This is a genomic window from Sinorhizobium fredii NGR234, from assembly GCF_000018545.1.
In the GTDB taxonomy this organism is placed as follows: domain Bacteria; phylum Pseudomonadota; class Alphaproteobacteria; order Rhizobiales; family Rhizobiaceae; genus Sinorhizobium; species Sinorhizobium fredii_A.
On the sequence record NC_012586.1, the window covers coordinates 2,131,619 to 2,153,536 of the forward strand.

19 protein-coding genes are annotated in these 21,918 nt (G+C 64.9%); 11 read left to right on the forward strand and 8 right to left on the reverse strand.

Going from position 1 to position 21,918, the window contains the following annotated elements; all coding sequences use genetic code 11:
- Nucleotides 1–10: 10 nt before the first annotated feature.
- The gene (locus tag NGR_RS09990) at nt 11–1,093 is read right to left on the reverse strand and encodes a substrate-binding domain-containing protein (protein ID WP_015888148.1); all 1,083 of its coding nucleotides are present in this window, start codon (nt 1,091–1,093) and stop codon (nt 11–13) included.
- A 441-nt stretch (nt 1,094–1,534) separates the two neighbouring features.
- Here NGR_RS09990 and NGR_RS09995 point away from each other — a divergent pair, with 441 nt between their 5' ends.
- Entirely contained in the window at nt 1,535–2,284 is a 750-nt protein-coding gene (locus NGR_RS09995; protein ID WP_015888149.1) for a carbonic anhydrase, read from the forward strand.
- 200 nt (nt 2,285–2,484) lie between these two features.
- Nucleotides 2,485–3,234 carry an SDR family oxidoreductase gene (locus tag NGR_RS10000; RefSeq protein WP_015888150.1) on the forward strand — a complete coding sequence of 250 codons (750 nt, stop codon included), beginning with the start codon at nt 2,485–2,487 and terminating at the stop codon, nt 3,232–3,234.
- A gap of 263 nt (nt 3,235–3,497) precedes the next feature.
- On the opposite strand, the gene mmsB is transcribed toward NGR_RS10000, so the two are convergent.
- The 4 genes from mmsB to NGR_RS10020 form a co-directional block, all read right to left on the reverse strand.
- Nucleotides 3,498–4,394, reverse strand: a complete 897-nt coding sequence (gene mmsB, locus NGR_RS10005) for a 3-hydroxyisobutyrate dehydrogenase (protein WP_015888151.1) — start codon at nt 4,392–4,394, stop codon at nt 3,498–3,500.
- Between the two features lie 53 nt (nt 4,395–4,447).
- The gene (locus NGR_RS10010) at nt 4,448–5,515 is read right to left on the reverse strand and encodes an enoyl-CoA hydratase/isomerase family protein (protein ID WP_015888152.1); all 1,068 of its coding nucleotides are present in this window, start codon (nt 5,513–5,515) and stop codon (nt 4,448–4,450) included.
- A 24-nt stretch (nt 5,516–5,539) separates the two neighbouring features.
- A complete protein-coding gene (locus NGR_RS10015) occupies nt 5,540–6,682 on the reverse strand; it encodes an isobutyryl-CoA dehydrogenase (RefSeq protein WP_164923990.1) in 1,143 nt (380 codons plus the stop codon).
- 127 nt (nt 6,683–6,809) lie between these two features.
- Nucleotides 6,810–8,228 carry a helix-turn-helix domain-containing protein gene (locus NGR_RS10020; RefSeq protein WP_015888154.1) on the reverse strand — a complete coding sequence of 473 codons (1,419 nt, stop codon included), beginning with the start codon at nt 8,226–8,228 and terminating at the stop codon, nt 6,810–6,812.
- A 141-nt stretch (nt 8,229–8,369) separates the two neighbouring features.
- On the opposite strand from NGR_RS10020, the gene NGR_RS10025 reads away from it, so the two are divergent.
- The 8 genes from NGR_RS10025 to NGR_RS10060 all read left to right on the forward strand — a co-directional run bounded on the left by NGR_RS10025 (nt 8,370) and on the right by NGR_RS10060 (nt 18,239).
- On the forward strand, nt 8,370–9,902 hold the full coding sequence (locus NGR_RS10025; protein ID WP_015888155.1) for an acyl-CoA carboxylase subunit beta: 1,533 nt from the start codon (nt 8,370–8,372) through the stop codon (nt 9,900–9,902).
- A gap of 36 nt (nt 9,903–9,938) precedes the next feature.
- Nucleotides 9,939–10,196: a hypothetical protein gene (locus NGR_RS10030; protein WP_240545082.1), complete on the forward strand. Its 258-nt coding sequence runs from the start codon at nt 9,939–9,941 to the stop codon at nt 10,194–10,196.
- Between the two features lie 29 nt (nt 10,197–10,225).
- Complete coding sequence (locus tag NGR_RS10035) at nt 10,226–12,229, forward strand: acetyl-CoA carboxylase biotin carboxylase subunit (RefSeq protein ID WP_164923991.1); 2,004 nt, start codon at nt 10,226–10,228, stop codon at nt 12,227–12,229.
- A 217-nt stretch (nt 12,230–12,446) separates the two neighbouring features.
- Nucleotides 12,447–14,588 carry a methylmalonyl-CoA mutase gene (gene scpA / locus NGR_RS10040; RefSeq protein ID WP_015888158.1) on the forward strand — a complete coding sequence of 714 codons (2,142 nt, stop codon included), beginning with the start codon at nt 12,447–12,449 and terminating at the stop codon, nt 14,586–14,588.
- Between the two features lie 166 nt (nt 14,589–14,754).
- Nucleotides 14,755–15,546 (forward strand): citryl-CoA lyase, encoded by a 792-nt coding sequence (locus NGR_RS10045; protein WP_015888159.1) that lies wholly within the window; start codon nt 14,755–14,757, stop codon nt 15,544–15,546.
- A complete protein-coding gene (locus NGR_RS10050; RefSeq protein ID WP_015888160.1) occupies nt 15,546–16,859 on the forward strand; it encodes a phenylacetate--CoA ligase family protein in 1,314 nt (437 codons plus the stop codon). The genes NGR_RS10045 and NGR_RS10050 overlap by 1 nt, the downstream gene beginning before the upstream one ends.
- 54 nt (nt 16,860–16,913) lie before the next feature.
- Entirely contained in the window at nt 16,914–17,504 is a 591-nt protein-coding gene (locus NGR_RS10055; protein WP_015888161.1) for a VOC family protein, read from the forward strand.
- Nucleotides 17,505–17,552: 48 nt separating this feature from the next.
- A complete protein-coding gene (locus NGR_RS10060) occupies nt 17,553–18,239 on the forward strand; it encodes a glutathione S-transferase family protein (protein ID WP_015888162.1) in 687 nt (228 codons plus the stop codon).
- Between the two features lie 13 nt (nt 18,240–18,252).
- Here NGR_RS10060 and NGR_RS10065 read toward each other — a convergent pair whose 3' ends face one another.
- Both NGR_RS10065 and NGR_RS10070 read right to left on the reverse strand, forming a co-directional pair.
- Complete coding sequence (locus NGR_RS10065; protein WP_015888163.1) at nt 18,253–18,879, reverse strand: hypothetical protein; 627 nt, start codon at nt 18,877–18,879, stop codon at nt 18,253–18,255.
- 264 nt (nt 18,880–19,143) lie between these two features.
- Nucleotides 19,144–20,538 carry a selenium-binding family protein gene (locus tag NGR_RS10070; protein ID WP_015888164.1) on the reverse strand — a complete coding sequence of 465 codons (1,395 nt, stop codon included), beginning with the start codon at nt 20,536–20,538 and terminating at the stop codon, nt 19,144–19,146.
- 131 nt (nt 20,539–20,669) lie between these two features.
- Here NGR_RS10070 and NGR_RS10075 point away from each other — a divergent pair, with 131 nt between their 5' ends.
- Nucleotides 20,670–20,969 (forward strand): DUF1905 domain-containing protein, encoded by a 300-nt coding sequence (locus tag NGR_RS10075; protein ID WP_015888165.1) that lies wholly within the window; start codon nt 20,670–20,672, stop codon nt 20,967–20,969.
- Between the two features lie 189 nt (nt 20,970–21,158).
- Here the strand turns inward: NGR_RS10075 and phnF are convergent, their stop codons facing one another.
- Nucleotides 21,159–21,896, reverse strand: a complete 738-nt coding sequence (gene phnF / locus NGR_RS10080; RefSeq protein ID WP_432654024.1) for a phosphonate metabolism transcriptional regulator PhnF — start codon at nt 21,894–21,896, stop codon at nt 21,159–21,161.
- Nucleotides 21,897–21,918: the final 22 nt, after the last annotated feature.

Here is a 21,918-nt window from a genome sequence, read left to right on the forward strand (position 1 = left end):
TTCGCACAGGTCAGTTTTCGAACCGCTTGCCGACCTTGGCGACGTTCTCCTTGGTCACCAACTGGGCGCGCGTGTCGAGATTGGCAGCCGAGATGCCGCGGTCGATCTGCAGGTAGAGCTGCATCACCGGCCAGAAGCCCTGCAGGAAGGGCTGCTGGCCGAGCGAGCCGGTCAGGTTGCCGGCGGCGATGCCTTCCTGCTGTGCCGGGCCGAGGTCGAAGCCGAAGGCGCAGAACTTGCCCGTCCAGCCCATCTGCTCCACCGCCTTGACGAGCGGCGGCGTAAAGACGTTGTTGGCCGTGAAGGCACCGACCGCGTCGCCGCGCGATTCGAAGAGCGTCACCAGCGCATTGACCGGATCGTTCGGGTTGGTGTCGATGCCGACATTCTCCGGACCGGCATCGACCTTGAAGGCTTCGAGCTTGCCGGCGTCCTTCAGCGTCTTGACGATCGCATTGAAGGCCGACGTGACGCGATTGTTCACCTCGATGTTGCCCATGGCGGTCGATGACGGCAGCAGGATCGAGCCGCTGGTCTTGCCGCTGTCGAGCACGCATTTGGCGAGCGCCTCGCCGCCGATCGCCGCCGCCGAGGCATCCTGGCCGGTATGGCTGATGCCGCTGCGGTTGAGGATCGTTTCATCGAACGAGTTCGTCGTGGCAACCGGAATGCCCGCCGCTTCGGCCGCCTTGACGATGTCGTTATAGGCGCCGACCTGCGGCGTCGTCATGATGATGCCGTCGATCTTCGGATCGCGGATGATCTGGTTGAGGATCTCGATTTCGCGCGCCGGGTCGTCCACCGGCGATTCCGAGCCGAGCAGCAGGATTTCGGCACCGATCATGTTGCCGGCCACCTTCGCCCCGACATAGACCGGGTCGAAGAAGCCGTTGCCGGCCGTATGCGTGACGATCGCGAAGGTCAGATGACCATCGGCCGAATGGAAATCCTTGGTCTTCGCATCTTCCTTGGCGGCCTCGTCGAAATTGTAGCCGCCGACGGCTTTCTCTACGCTGCCCGATTGTGCGGATGCGGATGTTACGCCAACTGATAACGCCGCGGCGGAGACCGCGGAGAGCAAAATTCGCCTCATGGCTTTCCTCCCTCGGATCACGCCTCTATTGGTTCCGACAACCGGAGCCTGCGTGATCGCTTCTCAATGGCTAGAGCGGGATACGGGTGGAAAACCGCGTACACTTTGCCCCTTCCCCCTCCAAGTGTCGGCGGGCGAAAGCGGTTCGAGCGCAGTTGTCGAGAGGCGCGCCGAAGGCTTCCTCCCACCCGCGCATTTTCTGCGCAGTTGGAGCACAAGTAAATGGCGAACTTTTCGGCCGACGGAAGCGGCTGAGCGAACGGCGAACCGGCCGCCCTCGTCGGCTTCTTGTCCCGAACACGCAAATCCCGCAGGCGATATCCGTTTCGCGCAGCCTTTTTTGAACCGCGTCGTTTCGGTCAGTTGATAGACAGACTTTTAGGAACAACATCCCGTTCCCGCGAGCACTATCGGCTCGCGATCATTCGAAAGGGAATATGAATGGAAAGGCGTGATTTCCTCCGGGGCCTGGCCTTGCTTGCCGCCTGCCCGTTCTGTGTCAAGACGGCTTACGCCGCCGAAGGCGTGCATTGGAGCTACGAAGGCGAAGAGGGTCCGGAACACTGGGGCTCCCTGGGCAAGGAGAACGGTGCCTGTTCAGCCGGCTCGCAGCAATCGCCGATCGACATCACGGGCGCGATCAAGGCCGAGATCCCGGACCTCGCGACCGACTGGAAGAGCGGCGGCACAATCCTCAACAACGGCCACACGATCCAGGTGAAGGCGGCCGGCGGGACGCTCAAGCGCGGCGACAAGACCTACGACCTCGTGCAGTACCATTTCCATGCACCGAGCGAACATCTGGTCGACGGCAAGAACTTCCCGATGGAGGTGCACTTCGTCCACAAGCACGCCGAAACCGGCGCGCTCGGCGTGCTCGGCATTTTCATCGTTCCGGGCAAGGCCAACCCGACCTTCGCGAGCCTCGCGGCGAAGTTCCCGCAGAAGACCGGCGAAGAAATTGCACTCGACGCCGTCGACCCGAAGGGCCTGCTGCCTTCCTCGCTCAGATATTGGGCCTATGAGGGATCGCTCACCACCCCGCCCTGCAGCGAAATCGTCGACTGGATGGTGGCGATGGAGCCGATCGAAGTCGATCCGGCCGACATCAAGAAGTTCACCGCCCTCTATTCGATGAATGCGCGACCGGCTGTCGCCGGCAACCGCCGCTACGTCCTGAGCTCCAGCTGACCAGCGCTTTCAGCGGCCGTCGCTTCTCCTGACGGTCGCTGAGCCACCCCGGCAGGCGTTGCCTTGCCGGGGTGGTTTTCGTGATTGCACCGCAACGCTTGCGGAAATCGCCCTTCGCTGCAAATGTCCCGCTGCAGCGACCCTTTGCGCGCCTGAAGGCGCACGGCGCTGTTGCAACGACACCAGCGACGAGGGCAATGATGTTCGATCTCAACGGCAAAACGGCGTTGGTGACAGGCGGCGGACGCGGGCTCGGCCTGGAAATGGCCAAGGCGCTCGCCAAGGCCGGCGCCGCAACGGTGATCAACGGCCGCAGCCGGCAAAGCCTCGAAGAGGCGCGCGACCGGCTTGTCGGCGACGGCCTTGCAATCGGCATCGCACCTGGCGATATCACGCAGGATGTCGGCGCCATCCTCGCCCAGGCGACCGAAAGGACCGGTGCGCTCGATATTCTCATCCATGCGGTTGGCGAACGCGACCGGCGTGGCACCGCGGCGATGGAGCCGGCGGATTTCGCGCAGCTCCTGAATACGGACCTGACCGCGGCCTATGCCGTCGCCAGGACCGCCCTTCCGCTGCTCAAGCGGTCCACGGCCGGCCGGCTGATCTTCGTCACGTCGATCGCCGCCTTCGCCGCTCGCGCCGGCGATCCGGCCTATACGGCGGCAAAGGGCGGGCTCTCGGCGCTGACGCGCTCGCTGGCGGTCGAGCTCGGCGCCGACAATTTGACCGTCAACGCCATTGCGCCCGGCTGGTTCGCGACCGAGACCAACGCGCATCTTGCGGCCGACCCGGCACTGCAGGCTTTCGTCGAGGTGCGCATCCCGCTGAAACGCTGGGGCCGGCCCGAAGAGATCGCCCCTGCCGCCGTCTTCCTCGCCTCTCCGGCGGCAAGCTTCGTCAACGGCATCACGCTGACGGTCGATGGCGGCATGACCGTGCAGATGTGAGGTGGGCAGAGCGGGACGAGCTCGATCGTGGCGGGCTCCTAGTACCCAGCAAAGCACCCCCCTCTGCCCTGCCGGGCATCTCCCCCACAAGGGGGAGATCGGCTGGAAGCGCGGCCCTGCCAAACAGTGAGCTGGCAAATGCCGAAGCTACGTGGCTTGGCAATAGTCTTTGAATGGGAGGTCGCCGCTTGCTGATCTCCCCCCTTGTGGGCAGGGCAGAGGGGGGCCAACACCCGCCTACTTTGCTCTGGATGCAGGCGCTTCTACCTCGCCTGCGCCGCCTCCGTCCCCCGCAGCATGCGGATCAGCCCCGAGAAATCCTCAGCCCCATGGCCGAGCTTCTCGAACAGGCTGTAAAGCTGCGCGGCCTGCGCGCCCATCGGGGTCGTCGCACCGCTTGCGGCTGCCGCCTGCTGCGACAGCATCAGGTCTTTCAGCATCAGGCTCGCCATGAAACCGGGCTTGTAGTCGTTGTTGGCCGGCGAGGCCGGCACGGGCCCCGGCACCGGGCAATAGGAGGTGAGCGACCAGCATTGGCCGGACGAGGTGGACGCCACGTCGAAGAGCGCCTGGTGCGACAGACCCAGCCGCTCGGCGAGCACGAAGGCTTCGCAGACCGCCGCCATCGAGACGCCGAGGATCATGTTGTTGCAGATCTTGGCGGCCTGGCCGGCACCGGCATCGCCGCAATGGACGATCTTCTTGCCCATCGCCTCGAGGAGGTGCTTGCCGCGGGAAAAGGCACCGTCGCTGCCGCCGACCATGAAGGTCAGCGTACCGGCAGCAGCACCTGCCGTGCCGCCGGAAACCGGCGCGTCGAGCGACGGGCAGCCGGCTTTGTCGGCAAAGGCGTGGACCTTGCGGGCGCTTTCGACGTCGATCGTCGAGCTGTCGATGATCAGAGTGCCCGGATCGACGAAGCCGAGCAACTCGTCCCAGACATAGATGACGTGCGAACCCGCCGGCAGCATGGTGATGACGCATTCGGATTCGCGCACCGCCTGTGAGATCGACCCGGCGACCGAGACGCCCGACTTGGCGGCCGCATTGCGCGAGGCCTCCGACAGGTCAAAACCGGTGACCGCGTGCCCCGCCTTCACCAGATTGGCGGCCATCGGTCCGCCCATATTGCCAAGCCCGATAAAGGCGATCTTTGTCATCTTGCCTCTCCTCCTCCACTGACATCTGCGTCACGTCCGCGTCGCGATCGTCCTCAGCCCACGGCAAACAGCGGCGCACCGTCGTACCGCGCGAAACGCGCCAGCATCTGCGGCGTGACCTCGTGAAGTGCGACCGACCATTTCGGATTGCGGTCCTTGTCGATCACCGCGGCGCGCACGCCCTCGTAGAAATCCGGATTGGAGAGCATGGCGACGCAGCCGGCATATTCGCGCTCCAGGCATTCGTTCAACGTCGTGCTGCGACGGCCGGCTCTAAGCAGCGACAGGGTCAGCTTCAGGCTGATCGCCGACCGGGTCTTCAACAGCGCCAGCGTCTCGCGGGCGAAGTCGGAGCCGTCCTTGTCCAGCGCCGCAAGGATTTCCTCGACCGTGTCGAACGCGAAGCAGCGGTCGATAAGCGCGACGTGGTCGAGCAGCGCCGAGGCCGGCGCTTCAGCGGCGACGGCCCGGATCGCGGCCGAAACATCCTCGCCGGTGGCTGAAGCGGGAAGCCCGACAAGCGAGGCGATCAGCCCGTCGATATTGTCCGACGGGACGAAGCTGTCGGCAAGGCGCGCGTAGATCGCCGCCGCAGCACCGACGTCGCGGCCGGTGAGGCCGAGATAGGTGCCGAACTCGCCCGGCGCGCGCGGCAACAGCCAGGTCGCCCCGACATCGGTAAAATAGCCGATCCCCGTCTCCGGCATGGCGAACCGCGTTTTCTCGGTGACGATGCGGTGGCTGCCATGCGAGGAAATGCCGACGCCGCCGCCCATGACGATGCCGTCCATGATGGCGACATAGGGCTTGGCATAAGCAGAAATGCGGCTGTTGACGATGAACTCCTCGCGCCAGAACCGCGCCCCTTCCTGCGGGCGTTCGCGGCCGCTCTCGTAGATCATGCGGATGTCGCCGCCGGCGCACAGCCCCCGCTCCCCCTCGCCGGTAACGAGAACGGCGGCGATCGCCGGATCGCGCTCGAACGCGCTGAGCGCCGCATCGATTTCTCGGATCATCGCCTGGTTGAGACTGTTCAGCGCGCGCGGCCGGTTGAGCCGCAGCCTGCCGATCGCACCTTGGCGTTCGACGATGACCTCCGGTAGAGCGGTCTGCATCTCCATCGATTGTCCTTCCTATTTCCGTCCCTATTTGCGGCCCATGACGGCGCGCGACACGATCAGCCGCATGATCTCGTTGGTTCCCTCGAGTATCTGGTGCACCCTCAGGTCCCTGACAATCTTCTCGACGCCGTAATCGGCGAGGTAACCGTAGCCGCCATGCAGCTGCAGCGCGTCGTTGGCGACGGCAAAGCAACGGTCGGTGACGAAACGCTTGGCCATCGCGCAGAGCTTCGTCGCGTCCGGGTCCGACGCATCGAGCGCCGAGGCTGCCCGCCAGAGGAAGGTGCGGGCAATCTCCAGATCGGTCGCCATGTCGGCAAGGCGGAATTGCAGCGCCTGAAATTCGCCGATCGCCTTTCCGAAGGCGCGGCGCTCCGCAACATAGGCGAGCGCCTTGTCGAAGGCGGCCTGGGCGCCGCCGAGCGAGGCGGCGGCGATGTTGAGGCGCCCGCCATCGAGGCCGGCCATGGCGATCCTGAAGCCCTCTCCCTCGGCCCCCAAACGGTTTGCGGCGGGAACTCGGACATTGTCGAGCATCACCGCCCGCGTCGGCTGGGCATGCCAGCCCATCTTCTTCTCGTTGGCGCCAAAGGTGAGGCCCGGCGCATCCTTGTCGACGACGAAGGCGGAAATGCCCTTCGGCCCCTCCTCGCCGGTGCGTGCCATGACGATGTAAAGACCGGATTCGCCGGCGCCGGAAATGAACTGCTTCTGGCCGGTCAGGAGATAGGCGTCACCGTCGCGCACCGCCTTGGTCTTCAGCGCCGCCGCGTCCGAGCCGGAACCGGGCTCGGTCAGGCAGTAGCTCGCCAAAATCTCCATCGTCAAAAGCGATGGCAGCAGCCGCTGGCGCTGCTCCTCCGTACCGTAACGGTCGATCATGCCGGCGCACATATTGTGGATCGACACGAAGGAGGCGATCGCCGGGCAGCCGGTCGCCAGCGCCTCGATGATCATCGCCGCGTCGAGACGGGTGAGCCCGGTACCGCCGACGTCGTCGCGAACATAGATGCCGGCCATGCCGAGGGCGGCGGCGGCCCGCAGCGTCTCCACCGGAAAATGCTTCTGCTGGTCCCAGTCGATGGCATGGGGCGCGAGCTCGTCGCGCGCAAAATCGAGCGCCATCGTGCGGATGGCTTCCTGTTCCTCCGACAGGCGAAAATCCATATGCATGTCCTCCCTGACCCGCATAGTGACGATGTGGCGCTGTAGTTACATCAAATCTCGCACAGGCACAGACGCAAATTCTCACAGTATCTGTTCAAAAACGAACAGACCGGCTGTTCGAGGCGGTTCAGCTCTCGCTCAAACGATACGGCAGAGAGCCGCGCATGTCATGGTCGACGATCAGCTTGCGCTTCAGCGGCGGCACGGCGCGGCTGGCACATTTGGTGCGCTCGCAGATGCGGCAGGAGATGCCGATCGGGTCGAAGGCGGCGCGGTTGCCGAGGTCCATGTCGTCCGCATAGACGAAGGCGTCGGCGTAGGAGATCTCGCAGCCGAGCGCCAGGGCATAGCGCGGATGGGCGGCGCGGTAGCCGCCGCCGCCCTTGGTGATCTGGGTGGCGAGACAGAGATAGCGGACGCCGTCCGGCGTTTCGGCAAGCTGCCGGATGATCCGGCCCGGCGCCTCGAAGGCCTGGTGGACGTTCCAGAGAGGACAGGCAGCGCCGAACCGGGCGAATTGCAGCTTGGCGGCGCTGTGCCGCTTGGTGATGTTGCCGGCCCGGTCGATGCGGGCGAAGAAGATCGGCACGCCCTTCTGCCCCGGCCGCTGCAGCGTCGACAGGCGATGGCAGACCTGCTCCAGCGAAGCGCCGAAGCGGGCGGCGACGAGTTCGATGTCGTGGCGTAATTCGCGCGCCGTCTTGAGAACGGCCTGGTAAGGGAGGATCAGCGCCCCGGCAAAATAATTCTGCAGGCCGATCCGACAAATTTCGTAGGCCTCCTCGGTGCGGAAGCCGGCGCTGCCGGCGACGCGATCGATCTCCTCTCGCGCATGAAGCTGGGCAATCTGCAGCGCCAGCTGGAAGTCGCGGGTCGCGGCCGGGGCGTAAGGGTTCAGGGTCAAGATCCGGGAGCGCGGATCGTAGCGGCGGATCGACTCGTCGCCGGCCGCACCCCGCACGACGCGCACGCCGTGCCGCTGTTCGAGATAACGCGTCAGCACAGCGTGGTTGTCGCCCTCGCCAAGGCCGAGTTCGCCCGCGAGTCGCTCGGCCAGCGTGTCGATGTCGTGAATGTAGTTATCGACGAAATGGAAGAAGTCGCGCACCTCCTCGTAGGGAGTCGTCTCGACGAAGGAGGCGCCGCGGCCGATCGTGTCGTCGATGCTGGCGAGCTGTTCGCTGTTGCGGCGATAGGCCTGGTGGCACTTGATCAGCGCATGCGCCAGGCCCGGCGCATTCTGGGTTATGAGCTTGAGTTCCTGGAGGTTCGGCGCATAGGTCTCGAAGAGCGGGTCGGTGAGCGCCTCCGAGAGGGCCGAAAGCAGCCGGTCACCCTCCCCCGAGGAGAGCTCGGCGATGTCGATCTGGAACTTCTCCGCCAGCGCCAGCAGCACCGCCGCGGAGACCGGGCGCTGGTTGTTCTCGATCTGGTTGAGGTAGCTCGTCGAGATGCCGATCCGTTCGGCGAACTGGCCCTGTGTCGCCCGGTTTGCTTCCCTGAGTTCCCTGACCTTGCGGCCGATATAGAGCTTGCCGATTGCCATATTCGCAACTTTGCAATTCGCGTTTTACAATTTTATATCTTCCACATTTGCACATGATCCGCCTTTTTACCATCCCCCGTTCGGCGCTATTGCGGTCCCAGCGAAGCCTCTGCACAATCAGCGAAAAATGGGAGGAGAGCGATGCGCGCCATACTTGAACAGGTCGAGGCCCGCCGGGCCGAGGCAAGGGCCGGCGGCGGCGAGCGCCGCATCGCCGCCCAGCACGGCAAGGGCAAGCTGACTGCGCGCGAGCGCATCGAGGTGCTGCTCGACGAGGGCTCCTTCGAAGAATACGACATGTATGTCACGCACCGCTGCGTCGATTTCGGCATGGCCGGGCAAAAGATCGCCGGCGATGGCGTCGTCACCGGCTGGGGGACGATCAACGGCCGGCAGGTCTATGTCTTCTCCCAGGACTTCACCGTGCTCGGCGGCTCGCTCTCCGAGACCCACGCGCAGAAGATCTGCAAGGTCATGGATATGGCGGCCCGCAACGGCGCGCCGGTGATCGGCCTGAACGATTCTGGCGGCGCCCGCATCCAGGAAGGCGTCGCCTCGCTTGCCGGCTACGCCGAGGTGTTCCGCCGCAACGCCGAGGTCTCCGGCGTCATCCCGCAGATCTCGGTGATCATGGGGCCCTGCGCCGGGGGCGCGGTCTATTCGCCGGCGATGACCGATTTCATCTTCATGGTGCGCGACAGTTCCTACATGTTCGTCACCGGGCCGGACGTGGTGAAGACGGTGACGAACGAGATCGTCACGGCCGAGGAACTTGGCGGCGCGCGCACCCATACGTCGAAGTCCTCGGTCGCCGACGGCGCCTATGAGAACGACATCGAGGCGCTCGAGCAGGTGCGCCTGCTCTTCGATTTCCTGCCGCTCAATAATCGCGAGAAGCCGCCGGTCCGGCCCTTCCACGACGATCCGGCCCGCCTCGAAATGCGCCTCGACAGTCTCATTCCGGAAAGCGCCAGCAAGCCCTACGATATGAAGGAGCTGATCCTCGCGGTGGCCGACGAAGGCGACTTCTTCGAGCTGCAGGCGGACTTCGCCCGCAACATCATCACCGGCTTCATCCGCCTCGAGGGCCAGACGGTCGGCGTCGTCGCCAACCAGCCGATGGTGCTGGCCGGCTGCCTCGACATCGATTCCTCGCGCAAGGCGGCCCGCTTCGTTCGTTTCTGCGACGCCTTCTCGATCCCGATCCTGACGCTCGTCGACGTGCCCGGCTTCCTGCCCGGCACCGCCCAGGAATATGGCGGCGTCATCAAGCACGGCGCCAAGCTCTTGTTCGCCTATAGCCAGGCGACCGTGCCGATGGTGACGCTGATCACCCGCAAGGCCTATGGCGGCGCCTATGACGTCATGGCCTCGAAGCATATCGGCGCCGACGTCAACTATGCCTGGCCGACGGCCGAGATCGCCGTGATGGGTGCCAAGGGCGCGACCGAGATCCTCTATCGCTCCGAGCTCGGCGATGCCGAGAAAATCGCCGCCCGCACCAAGGAATACGAGGAGCGCTTCGCCAATCCCTTCGTCGCCGCCGAGCGCGGCTTCATCGACGAGGTGATCATGCCGCACGCCTCGCGCCGCCGCATCGCCCGCGCCTTCGCCTCCTTGCGCAACAAGCAGCTGGAGACGCGCTGGCGCAAGCACGACACGATCCCGCTGTGATGGAGAACGATGGCGCCGCAACCGCAAACTCGCACCATGCCTGAAGCCGCCAGCCGCAATCCCCGGCGGATTTTGCGGCATCTGGCGATGAGTGCGCTTGCCGGACTGCTTGCCGGGACGGTCGCCGCGGGCGTGCTGATGATGCTCGACATCGGCTCGATCGGCACGATGGTCGCACGCTCGACCGCCCCGTTGCTTGCCGCGGCAACGGTGCTTGCCCCTTTCGCCCTTACCGGCATGGCCGCAGGCGCCGCAATCGGCCTGCTGCCCTATTTGCGAAAATTCAGGCGATGACGCGACAGAGAGAATTGAAAGAGAGACGCATGTTCAAGAAGATCCTCATCGCCAATCGTGGCGAAATCGCCTGCCGCGTCATCCGCACCGCCAGGAAGCTCGGCATTGCCACCGTCGCCGTCTATTCCGACGCCGACCGCGATGCCATGCATGTGCGGCTGGCCGACGAGGCCGTGCATATTGGCCCGTCGCCGTCCAGCCAGTCCTATATCGTCATCGACAAGATTTTGGAGGCGATCCGCAAGACCGGTGCCGATGCCGTCCATCCGGGCTACGGCTTCCTGTCCGAAAACGCCGCCTTCGCCGAAGCCTTGGAGAAGGAGGGCGTCGCCTTCATCGGGCCGCCGGTCAAGGCGATCGAGGCGATGGGCGACAAGATCACCTCGAAGAAGCTCGCAGCGAAAGCCGGTGTTTCCACCGTACCCGGCCACATGGGCCTGATCGAGGATGCCGGCGAGGCGGTGCGGATCGCCTCCTCGATCGGCTTTCCGGTGATGATCAAGGCGTCCGCCGGCGGCGGCGGCAAGGGCATGCGGATTGCCTGGAACGAACGCGAGGCCCGCGAAGGCTTCCAGTCCTCGAAGAACGAGGCAAAGAGCTCCTTCGGCGACGACCGCATCTTCATCGAAAAGTTCGTGACCGAACCGCGCCACATCGAGATCCAGGTGCTCGGCGACAGGCACGGCAACACGCTCTATCTCGGCGAGCGCGAATGCTCGATCCAGCGCCGGAACCAGAAAGTCATTGAGGAGGCGCCCTCGCCCTTCCTCGATGAGACGACGCGGCGCGCCATGAGCGAGCAGGCGGTGGCGCTCGCCAAGGCGGTCGGCTACCACTCGGCCGGCACGGTCGAATTCATCGTCGACGCCGAGCGCAATTTCTATTTCCTCGAGATGAACACCCGACTGCAGGTCGAGCACCCGGTGACGGAACTGATCACCGGCCTCGATCTCGTCGAGCAGATGATCCGCGTCGCCGCCGGCGAGAAACTGTCCTTTACTCAGGACGAGGTGAAGCTGGAAGGCTGGGCGATCGAGAGCCGGCTCTATGCCGAGGATCCCTACCGCAACTTCCTGCCGTCGATCGGCCGGCTGGCGCGCTACCGGCCGCCGCAAGAAGGCAGGCGGGACGACGGCACGATCATCCGCAACGATACCGGCGTCTTCGAGGGCGGCGAGATCTCGATGTACTACGACCCAATGATCGCCAAGCTCTGCGCTTGGGGAGCAGACCGCGCGCAGGCGGTCGAGGCGATGGCGGAGGCGCTCGACGCCTTCGAGGTCGAGGGCATCGGCCATAACCTGCCGTTCCTCTCCGCCGTCATGCAGCAGCAGCGGTTCCGCGAAGGGCGGCTGACGACGGCCTATATCGCCGAAGAATTCGCCGACGGGTTCCAGGGCGTCGCGCCGGACGAGGCATCGGCGATGAAGCTCGTGGCCGTCGCCGTCACCGTCAACCAGGCGCTGCAGGAACGCGCCAGCCAGATTTCCGGAACGATCGGCAACCACCGCCGCGTCGTCGGTCATGAGTGGATTGCAAGTCTTGCCGGGCGCGAGTTCCATGTGACTTCGGGCGCCTCGGCCGATGGCGCCTATGTCCGCTTCGCCGACGAAAGAGCCATTTCGGTCGCCGGCGACTGGGTGCCCGGCCGCACGCTCGCCACCTTCAACATCGACAATCAGCCGATGGCCGTAAAGGTCGACCTCATCGGAACCGCGATCCGGCTGCGCTGGCGCGGCATCGATGTCGTCGCCCGCGTCAGAAGCCCGCGTGTCGCCGAACTCGCCCGGCTGATGCCGAAGAAGCTGCCGCCGGACACCTCGAAGATGCTGCTCTGCCCGATGCCGGGCGTGGTGACATCGATCGCCGTCAAGGCCGGCGACACGGTCGAGGCCGGCCAGTCGCTCGCCGTCGTCGAGGCGATGAAGATGGAAAACATCCTCAGGGCCGAGAAGCGCGCGACGGTGAAGCGGGTGGCGATCGCCGCCGGCGCGAGCCTGGCGGTCGATGAGCTGATCATGGAGTTCGAGTGATGAGGGCGAATTGGGCGGAAATCGCGATGGGCTCGTCGATACTCCTCGACCGCACCGTTGCCGGAGAGCCGTGACTGCCCCTCACCCTAGCCCTCTCCCCGCGAGCGGGGAGAAGGTGGCGGCAGCCGGATGAGGGGCTGTCCGCCCAACAAACCGGCTGGACGACGAAAGGTCCCGTGAAGGGCGCGCCCGACGAAACGTAATTCGGAGCAATGCGATGACCGAGACAACGACCACCAACGACTGGGAAGCCCTCGCCGAGAAGGAGCTCAAAGCCTCCCCCGAGAGCCTCACCTGGCACACCCCGGAAGGCATCGAGGTCAAGCCGCTCTATACGCGCGACGACCTCTCGGACATCGGCTCGCTCGACTCGCTGCCGGGCTTCGAGCCGTTCCTGCGCGGTCCCCGCGCCACCATGTATGCCGGCCGGCCCTGGACGATCCGGCAATATGCCGGCTTCTCCACGGCGGAAGCGTCGAATGCCTTCTACCGCAGGAACCTTGCCGCCGGCCAGCAGGGCGTCTCGGTCGCCTTCGACCTCGCCACCCACCGCGGCTATGACAGCGACCATCCGCGCGTCGAGGGCGACGTCGGCAAGGCGGGCGTGGCGATCGACTCGGTCGAGGACATGAAGGTCCTGTTCGACGGTATCCCGCTCGAGAAGATCTCCGTGTCGATGACCATGAACGGCGCGGTGATCCCGATCCTCGCCTCCTTCATCGTCGCCGGCGAGGAACAGGGCGTGCCGCGCGAAAAACTCTCCGGGACCATCCAGAACGACATCCTCAAGGAGTTCATGGTCCGCAACACCTATATCTACCCGCCGGAACCCTCGATGCGGATCGTCGCCGACATCATCGAATATACGGCGAAGGAGATGCCGAAGTTCAATTCGATCTCGATCTCCGGCTATCACATGCAGGAGGCCGGCGCGACGCTGGTGCAGGAGCTTGCCTTCACGCTCGCCGACGGGCGCGAATATGTGCGCGCCGCACTCGCCAAGGGGCTGAACGTCGACGACTTCGCCGGCCGGCTCTCGTTCTTCTTCGCAATCGGCATGAACTTCTTCATGGAGGCAGCGAAGCTCCGCGCCGCACGGCTCTTGTGGACGCGGATCATGAAGGAGTTCGAGCCGAAGAAGGCATCGTCGCTGATGCTCCGGACCCACTGCCAGACCTCCGGCGTGTCGCTTGCCGAGCAGGATCCGTACAACAACATCATCCGTACCGCCTTCGAGGCGATGTCGGCGGTGCTCGGCGGCACCCAATCGCTGCACACCAATTCCTTCGACGAGGCGATCGCCCTGCCGACCGAGTTTTCCGCCCGCATCGCCCGCAACACGCAGCTGATCCTCCAGCACGAGACCGGGGTGACCAAGGTCGTCGATCCGCTGGCCGGCTCCTACTACGTCGAGAGCCTGACGAACGAGCTTGCCGAGAAGGCCTGGGCGCTGATCGAGGAGGTCGAGGCGCTCGGCGGCATGACCAAGGCGGTCAATGCCGGCCTGCCGAAACGGCTGATCGAAGAAGCGGCGACGCGGCGCCAGGCGGCGGTCGACCGGGGCGACGAGGTCATCGTCGGTGTCAACAAGTACCGGCTCGAGAGCGAAGAGCCGATCGACATCCTGCAGATTGACAACTCCGCAGTCCGCGCCGCGCAGGTCAAGCGGATCGAGGAGACCAGGCGCCGCCGTGACTCGCGGAAGGTCAAGGAGACGCTGGACGCGTTGGCCGACGTGGCGAAGAGCGGCAAGGGAAATCTGCTCGCCGCCGCAGTCGAGGCCGCCCGGGCGCGCGCCACCGTCGGCGAGATCTCCGACGCGATGCGGCAGGCCTTCGGCGATTACACCGCGGTCCCGGAAGTCGTCACCGACATCTACGGCAAGGCCTACGAGGGCGACCCGGAACTCGGGGTGCTCGCCGGACGCCTCGATGACGCGACGAAGCGGCTCGGCCACAAGCCGAAGATCATGGTCGCCAAGCTCGGCCAGGACGGCCACGACCGCGGCGCCAAGGTGATCGCCTCGGCCTTCGGCGACATCGGCTTCGACGTCGTCGCCGGCCCGCTGTTCCAGACGCCGGACGAGGCGGCCGAGCTGGCGCTTGCCGAAGAGGTGACCGTAGTCGGCGTCTCCTCGCTCGCCGCCGGCCACAAGACGCTGATGCCGCAACTCGCCGAAGCGCTGAAGAAGCGCGGCGGCGAGGACATCATCGTCGTTTGCGGCGGCGTCATCCCGCGGCAGGACTACCAGTACCTCATGGAAAACGGCGTCTCCGCCGTCTTCGGCCCGGGTACTCATGTGCTCGACGCCGCCCGCGCCGTCCTCGATCTGATCGAAGGCAAGCGACGCAACGTCTGAGAACTGCAGAAGCGGATTTTCCATGCGAACGGCGGCTCGTCAAAGAGCCGCCGTTCGCATGCGCGGTCCCACCGGCTCGACCGCGCTTTACCTCGGCTCTTTTTGAACTACTATCATCGCTGTAGCGGATAAGCGTATTCGCAACGCCACCGCCAGAGGGAACCGCATGCAGATCGGCAAACCTCACGAGGCGATCACCCGCATTTGCCAGGCAAGTGCGGAGAGCGTCGAAGTGCGCGGCCGCGATCTCTGCCGCGATCTCATGGGACGGCTGAGCTTTACGGAGTATTTCTACCTGCTGCTGACCGGCCGGGAGCCGACGGACAACCAGCGCTACTTTCTCGACCTGCTGCTCATTGCCATTGCCGAGCATGGCATGATGCCGACGGTCCAGGCGGCCCGCATGACGCTTGCGGCCGAACCGGATTCGCTGCAGGGCGCTCTCGCTGCAGGACTTCTCGGCTGCGGTCCCGTCCTGGTCGGAACGTCGGAACGGTGCGGCAAGCTCCTGGCCGAGGCGCAGGCCCGTGTCGCGGCCGGCGAGAATGCGAAGGCGGTCGCCCTGGACATGCTGCGGGAGATCCGCAAGGCCGGCGGCAAGCTGCCGGGCTTCGGACATCCGGTGCATCGCCCGACCGATCCGCGCGCCGAACGCATTCTCGAACTCGCCGACATGCGCGGCGTCGGCGGAGCGCATGTGCGCATGGCGCGAGACTTCCGCGCCGCGGCCGCCGAGGTCTGGGGAAAGCCTCTTGTCATGAATGTCTCGATGCCGATCGCTGCCGTGCTTCTGGATCTCGAGTTTCCCGTTGCGATGATCAAGGCCGTGCCGCTGCTGGCCCGTGCCGGTGGCCTGCTCGCCCACCTGGCGGAAGAGCAGCAGAACCCGATCGGCTTCACCCTGGCGGCGCATGCGGAAGCTGCAGTCACCTACCGGAACGACGAGGGTGGTGGCTGATGATGTTCGAGCCCCATGTCGAGACGCTGCCCTGGCGCGATCAGATCCGGTCGGATGACGCGCTCTACCGGAAACAGATCGCATACCTCCTGGCGCATTCGCGCTTCTATCAAGGCAAGCTCCGGGATGCCGGTTTCGAGACGGTCGAAAGGATCGGTGGATTGGAGGCGATCGCCGAGCTTCCGCTGACCGAGAAGAGCGAGGTCCGGGCGAGTTGCAGTGAGGCGGAGCCGATGGGTACCCATGTTGCCGTGCCGATGGACCGGATCGTCCGCATCTACTCCACCAGCGGCACGACCGGAACGCCCAGCTATATTCCGCTGACGGCGCAAGATCTCGACAATTGGGTGACGACGTCGGCGCGCAGCTATTCGGCCTCGGGGATCGGACACGGCGAGGCGATCGTTTCGACTTACAACGCCGGGCCCTTCGCTGCCGGTGCAGCACTCGGCGCCTTCGACCGGCTCGGCATGTGCCATATCCCGGTCGGCACGGGAAACACCGAACGGCTGATGACTGCCATCCGGCTATTAAAACCTTCGGCAGCGGTAATGACACCCTCCTACGCGGCCTATCTCGGCGAATGGGCCGCCGATCGCGGCCTCGATCTCAAAGGCTCCAGCGTCCGCCGGCTGCTCGTCGCCGGCGAACCCGGCGGCGGCGAAGCGAAATTGCGGGCGCGCCTCGAAGAGGCATGGGGCGCGAAGGTCACGGAGGCCATGGGCATCGGCGATATCGGCGTGTCTCTCTGGGGCGAATGCGAGGAGCAATGCGGCATGCATCTCGGCGCACGCGGCTTCGTCCATGCCGAGCTGATCGATCCTGAAACCGAAACGCCGAGCCCCCTCGAGGATGGCGCGAAAGGCGAGCTGGTGCTCACCCATCTTCGCCATCAGGCCGCACCGATGCTGCGGTTTCGCACCCGCGACCATGTCGAGATATGGACCTCTGTTTGTCGATGCGGACGGACGGCGCCGCGTGCGCGCTGCATCGGCCGGACGGACGACCTGTTGATCGTCCGCGGCGTGAATGTCTTTCCGTCCGCGATCCGCGACGTGGTGAACGAATTTGCGCCGGCGGTCAGCGGTGTCGTCCTGATAAAACCCTTGAGCGCCGGCGCCCGTCAGGAGCCGCCCTTGCCGGTCTCGGTGGAACGCGCCAGGGACAGCGAAGGCACGCCGGAGCTCGCCGAAAAGATCCAGAAGCGCATCCGCGACGTGCTCGTCGTTTCCACGCGGATAGAACTCGTGCCCTGGGGCACGCTGCAGCGCAGCGAATACAAGTCGAAACTGGTGCAGCACCAAGCGGGATGAAGGCTGAGCGGTTTTCCGCTCGCATTCCGCGGCAAGGAAATTGGGAGGACGGCAATGCGGAAGCTTCAAGCGCAGGGGGTCCATCACATCACGCTGGTCGGCGCGGACCGGCAGACTTCGATCGACTTCTGGGAGGGCATTCTCGGCATGCCCTTCATCTTCGAACAACCGAACCTCGACCGGGCGTCGGAAAGCCATCTCTATTTCGACCCGGGCGACGGCCGGCTGATCACCGTTTTCACCGACGAGAACCGCAGGCCCGACCCGAAGCGGACATCGACGGATGTCGGCTGCGTGCATCACATCGCCTTCGCCGTCTCGCGCGCCACGTTCCTGCAGACGGTCGAGCGTTTGAACGAGCGGGAAATCAAGCACAGCGGCGTCAAAGATCGCGGCTTCATGGACTCGATCTATTTTGAAGACCCGCTTGGGCTCCTGGTCGAGCTCGCCTCCTATCGCTTCGAGCCGCCGGCCGGCCACAGCCATGCCGACGTGTTGATGGAGGCGCACAACATCCGGCTGGCGCGCGGCGACTATGCCATTGCCGAAGTGCATCTCGCCGATGCGATCGAGGCGCTGGTCGAAAGCACCCGGCCAACGCTTTCGGCGGACCGCACGCCAAAGGACCCCTACGGATCGTCATGATCGCAGAAACGCTCGGAACAATTCAGGCAAGCAGAGGGAGGAAGAGAGATGGCAACGATAAAACTCAACGTGATCAAGCCCAGCGTCAACAACATGACGGTGCGCGTCTTCTTAAGGGCGGCGAAGCTCGATTTTGCCGAGCATGACGTCTACGGGCAGACGCGCTCCGCCGAGTATCTGGCACGCGCCCCGTCGCACCTGACGCCGATGATCGAAACGGCGGAGCTGCCGAAGGGCGCCCTCTGGGAAAGCTGCGCGATCATGCAATATCTCTGCAACAAGCACGGGCTCGATCAGTTCTATCCGAAGGACCCCGAGGCGCGCGCGATGATCGACAGCGCCATGTTCTACCTGATCGGCACCTTCTATCCCTATCTGGCGCGCGCCACCTACCCGGCTCTCAATTTCCCGCAATATCCGGGCGAGGTCGGCTTCAGCGACGCGGACGCCGAGACCAAGGAACGAGCCCGCGGGGCCGCCGCAGACGCGCTCGCCGAACCGCTCGAGGTCTTCCGCGCCTTCTACATGGGCGACAAGCCGTTCATCGGCGGCGACAGGCCATCGATCGCCGACATAAGGCTTGCCTCGACGCTCGAGTTCCTGGCGGCGATCGATTATTCCCTGCCGGACTGGGCCAGGACCTATGTATCGGCGATGGAAAAGTCGCTCGGCGACGCCTACAGCGAACCGGCCGCCGATGTCCGCGGCTATATCGACTATGTAAAGTCGCTGTAGGAGAGGACGTTCTTCACCAGAAGAGCAGGATGACGCCCGTTGCGCCGAGCGCAACGATCCAAAGGCGATCGAAATTGATCCATGCGGCGCGCAAGGCCGCAAGACCGAGCCAGCTGAAGACGAGCAAGGCAATTGCCGCGATCACGGCGAGCATGGCGCCGGTATGGACGGCGACGGCGGCAAGCGAAACGGAAAGCGAGCCGGCGGTGCCGGCCATGCCGGCGTGATCGGCGATGCAAAGGCTCATGACCGACGGCACGAGCATCAGCCCGGCGCCGTGGCTTGTCGCCATAAGGAAGGACCAGCCGGCAAGCCCGGCCATGCCGGTCCGCATGCCGACCCTCACGCGGTGACGGTGTCCGTAGATGGCAAGGTAACCGGCGAAAGCCAGGATGAGCGCGGCGGCGGCAAGTTGCAGGCTGCGCAGGTCCATGACCGCTCCGAATGCGATCACCACGACAAGCACCGTTGCGATGGAAACCGCATGGCCGAGGGCGATCGGAACCAGGGACAGCCAGACGGTCCCGGCACTTTGCCGATGCAGCCCGAGCGCGACGGCGAAAAGCCAGCCCATCGCCGGGTTGGCACCGTGAAAAGCGCCGAGGCCGGCGAGTGAGAGCCAGGGCCAGAGGTTCGTCATTTGCGGTGCTGCGGGCGCACGGTCCGGCTCTCCCTAAGGTTCGAACTCAATCGCCTTGTCAGCATTCGAGGGGGTGGCTGCCCTCACCCTAACCCTCTCCCCGCTTGCGGGGAGAGGGGACTTCTAGCGCGCGGCATATCCCTTTCTCCCCGCAGGCGGAGGAGACCTGAAGCGATCGCCGCGAGTCTCTTCTCCCCGCCCGCGGGGAGAAGGTGGCCGGCAGGCCGGATGAGGGCCAATTACCGGCGTACCGCCGCACTCCCCTCACGGATAGCAATAGGAATCGGACGAGCAGTCGCCGCCTTCGAGCCGAACCTGGTGCGGGCGGTGGCCCTTCGGCCAGTCGACGAAAAAGGTCTCGTCGAAGGCAATCCCGCCATCGTCGCCGACGTCGAGCTTCACCATCCAGCCGTCCAAGCCCTCCGGATAGAATTGCGGGTCGATGGCGCCGTAGAGCGAGTTGGTGAAATAGACCCGCTTGCCGTCGCGACTGATCTCCACCATCTGCGGTCCGCCGTTGAGGGGGCCGTTCGACGCCTTCGGATGCGCCGCCCGCGCCACGATCCCGCCGATCCGCACCCGTCCCGTCTCTTTCGGCGCAAGCGGATCGGAAACGTCGTACTGGATCATATCGCCGGTACCCCAGCAGGACACGTAGAGGAAGCGATCGTCCATCGAGAGGTCGATGTCGGTCACCAGCGGCGCCACCGCCTTGAAGCCCTTGAGCACGGGCGGCAGAAGGTCGGGATCGGCCGGCTCTGCCGGTATCTCGATCACCTTCTTCACCGCCCACTGATTGCCGTCGCGATACCAGGTCCAGATCGACGCCGAGAGGTCCTTGAGGCTGATGACGCAACCGACAAAACCATAGGCCCTGGTCGGATCATGGGCGGGCCGCAGTTCGAAGACGAGCTGGTGCTCCTCGCCGAAATCGATCTCCTGAAGGTGCTTGCGCGTATGCAAATCCCAGAAATGCAGCCGGCGGCCGTAATTCGAGCCGAGCAGCACCTCCGGAACGAGGCCGTTCTCGAAGGTGTCGGGCGTCCCCCATTCGCTGGTGATCATCGTGTCGTGGCCGAGATGCCACCAGAAATCATAGGCAAGCTTCTGCGGCCCGCGGTCCATTTCCCATTGGCCGAGCACGTCGAAGCTGTCGTGGTCGAGCAGGAAGATGCCGCCGGGCGCCTTGCCGTCGCGGTCGGCCAGCGCGTTGACGTATATGCCTTCCGGTCCGCAATGGATCGTGTGCAGCCGCGAATAATTGGCTCGTTCGGCGACTTCCTCGGGCTCGATGACGCGGACGATCTGCGGTTTCCTCGGATCGGGCTTCGTATCGATAATATGCAGCCGCGATGACCTGAGGCCCGGCACGACGAGGTAGCGGCGCTCGACATGCGGATGCGGCGCGTTCGGGCAGAGACAGGAGGAGCAGGCATTCCAGCCGAAATGGTGAAGCTCGTCGCCGACATTCGGCATATCCACCTGTCCGACGATCTTTGAATAGCTCGAAGAGGCCGGGTCGACGTCGACGACGGCGATCGCGTCCGGCCGCAGCCGGTCGGGGTCGAAGGCCGCCACATAGGCGAGCGTCTCTTTCGGAGCCTTTGCGGCCATGCGTGGAGATGGATAGAAGGAGGGATCGGGTCGCCACGTCGTCATTTCGTTTCTCCCCGGAGAAGACAATGCGTGGATCCTGATGCAAGCTTAGTAGATGCGGCAGAAAGGCGTCGGAAATGCGGCGCGCTTGCCCTATTTAGGGGCCGGCGACGAGCGGAAGCAAAGTGGGACAGATGGCCGAATTCGAGTTCGACGCGGAGCTCTGGCTCTATCCCGGAAAGGGCGGCTGGCATTTCATCACGCTGCCGGCAGACATTGCCGGGCAGATCAGGTTCCTCACCGAACCGAAAACGCGCGGCTGGCGCAGCGAGACGGTGATCGCACGGACGGGCTGGACCGAGTGGACGACGTCGATCTTCCCGGACAAGGCCTCGGGTTCGTTTCTGTTGCCGGTGAAGGCGGAGGTTCGGCGACAGGAGAAGCTAGTGGCCGGCCAGGTTGTCAGGATCATTTTGATGCTGAATCGCGCCTAAGCTAAAGTCGATTTTTTGTCGAAGCGACCTGCTCTTGCCCCTCACCCTAGCCCTCTCCCCGCCTGCGGGGAGAGGGGACGTAAGGCGCAGCGTTTGCCGCGAGTCCCCTTCGCCCCGCCTGCGGGGAGAAGGTGGCCGGCAGGCCGGATGAGGGGGTTCACGGAGGCGAGTCAGGGTCGGATCCCGGCTCTACGTCTCGATCCGCAGTTTCATCCGGTCGGCGGCAAAGCGCGTGCGGGAGAATTCCACCGGCCGGCCTTCGAGATCTGCATTGACCGCGTGCGCCTCCAGGACGATCGCCCCCGGGGAAAGTGCGAGCAGGGCAAGCTCCTCCGCATCCGCGTGCCGCGCGACGATCTCCGTCGAGGCGCGGACGTAGTCGCCGAGCCCGTGTGCGGCAAAGGCTTTGGTGATGGAACCTAGACGCGCATATTCTTCGGCCATCCTCGGGAAGCGGTCGGCTGGAAAATAGCTGACGGCTGCCGACAGGGGCCGGCCGTCGCCGCTGCTGACGGTGCGGAGTTCGATGACCCCCGCGCCGGGCGCAATGCCAAGCGCCGCGGCAATCTCGCCGCTCGCCGGCACTTGGGCATGGGCGAAAAGCCTCGTGCCGATTTCCTTCACCTGCCGGCCAAGCCCTTGAGAGAAGCGGGTGCGGCGGGAGATCGGATAGGTGACCCGCTCCTTGCGTTCGATCAGCGTCCCGCGGCCCTGCACGGCGCGGACGAGCCCCTCGTCTGCAAGCGCCGAAAGCGCGCTGCGCACCGTGTGGCGGTTGACGCCGAACTCCTCAGCCAGCGCCGTCTCGGGCGGCACCATGCCGGTCGCGTCGTAATCGCCATTGCTGATTGCCAGCCTTATGCGGTCAGCGATCTGCCGCCAGAGCGCTACGCCGGTCTGTCGCTCGACCGTCTTTCTCACTGCCACTTTTGCCACGATGTCACAAGCC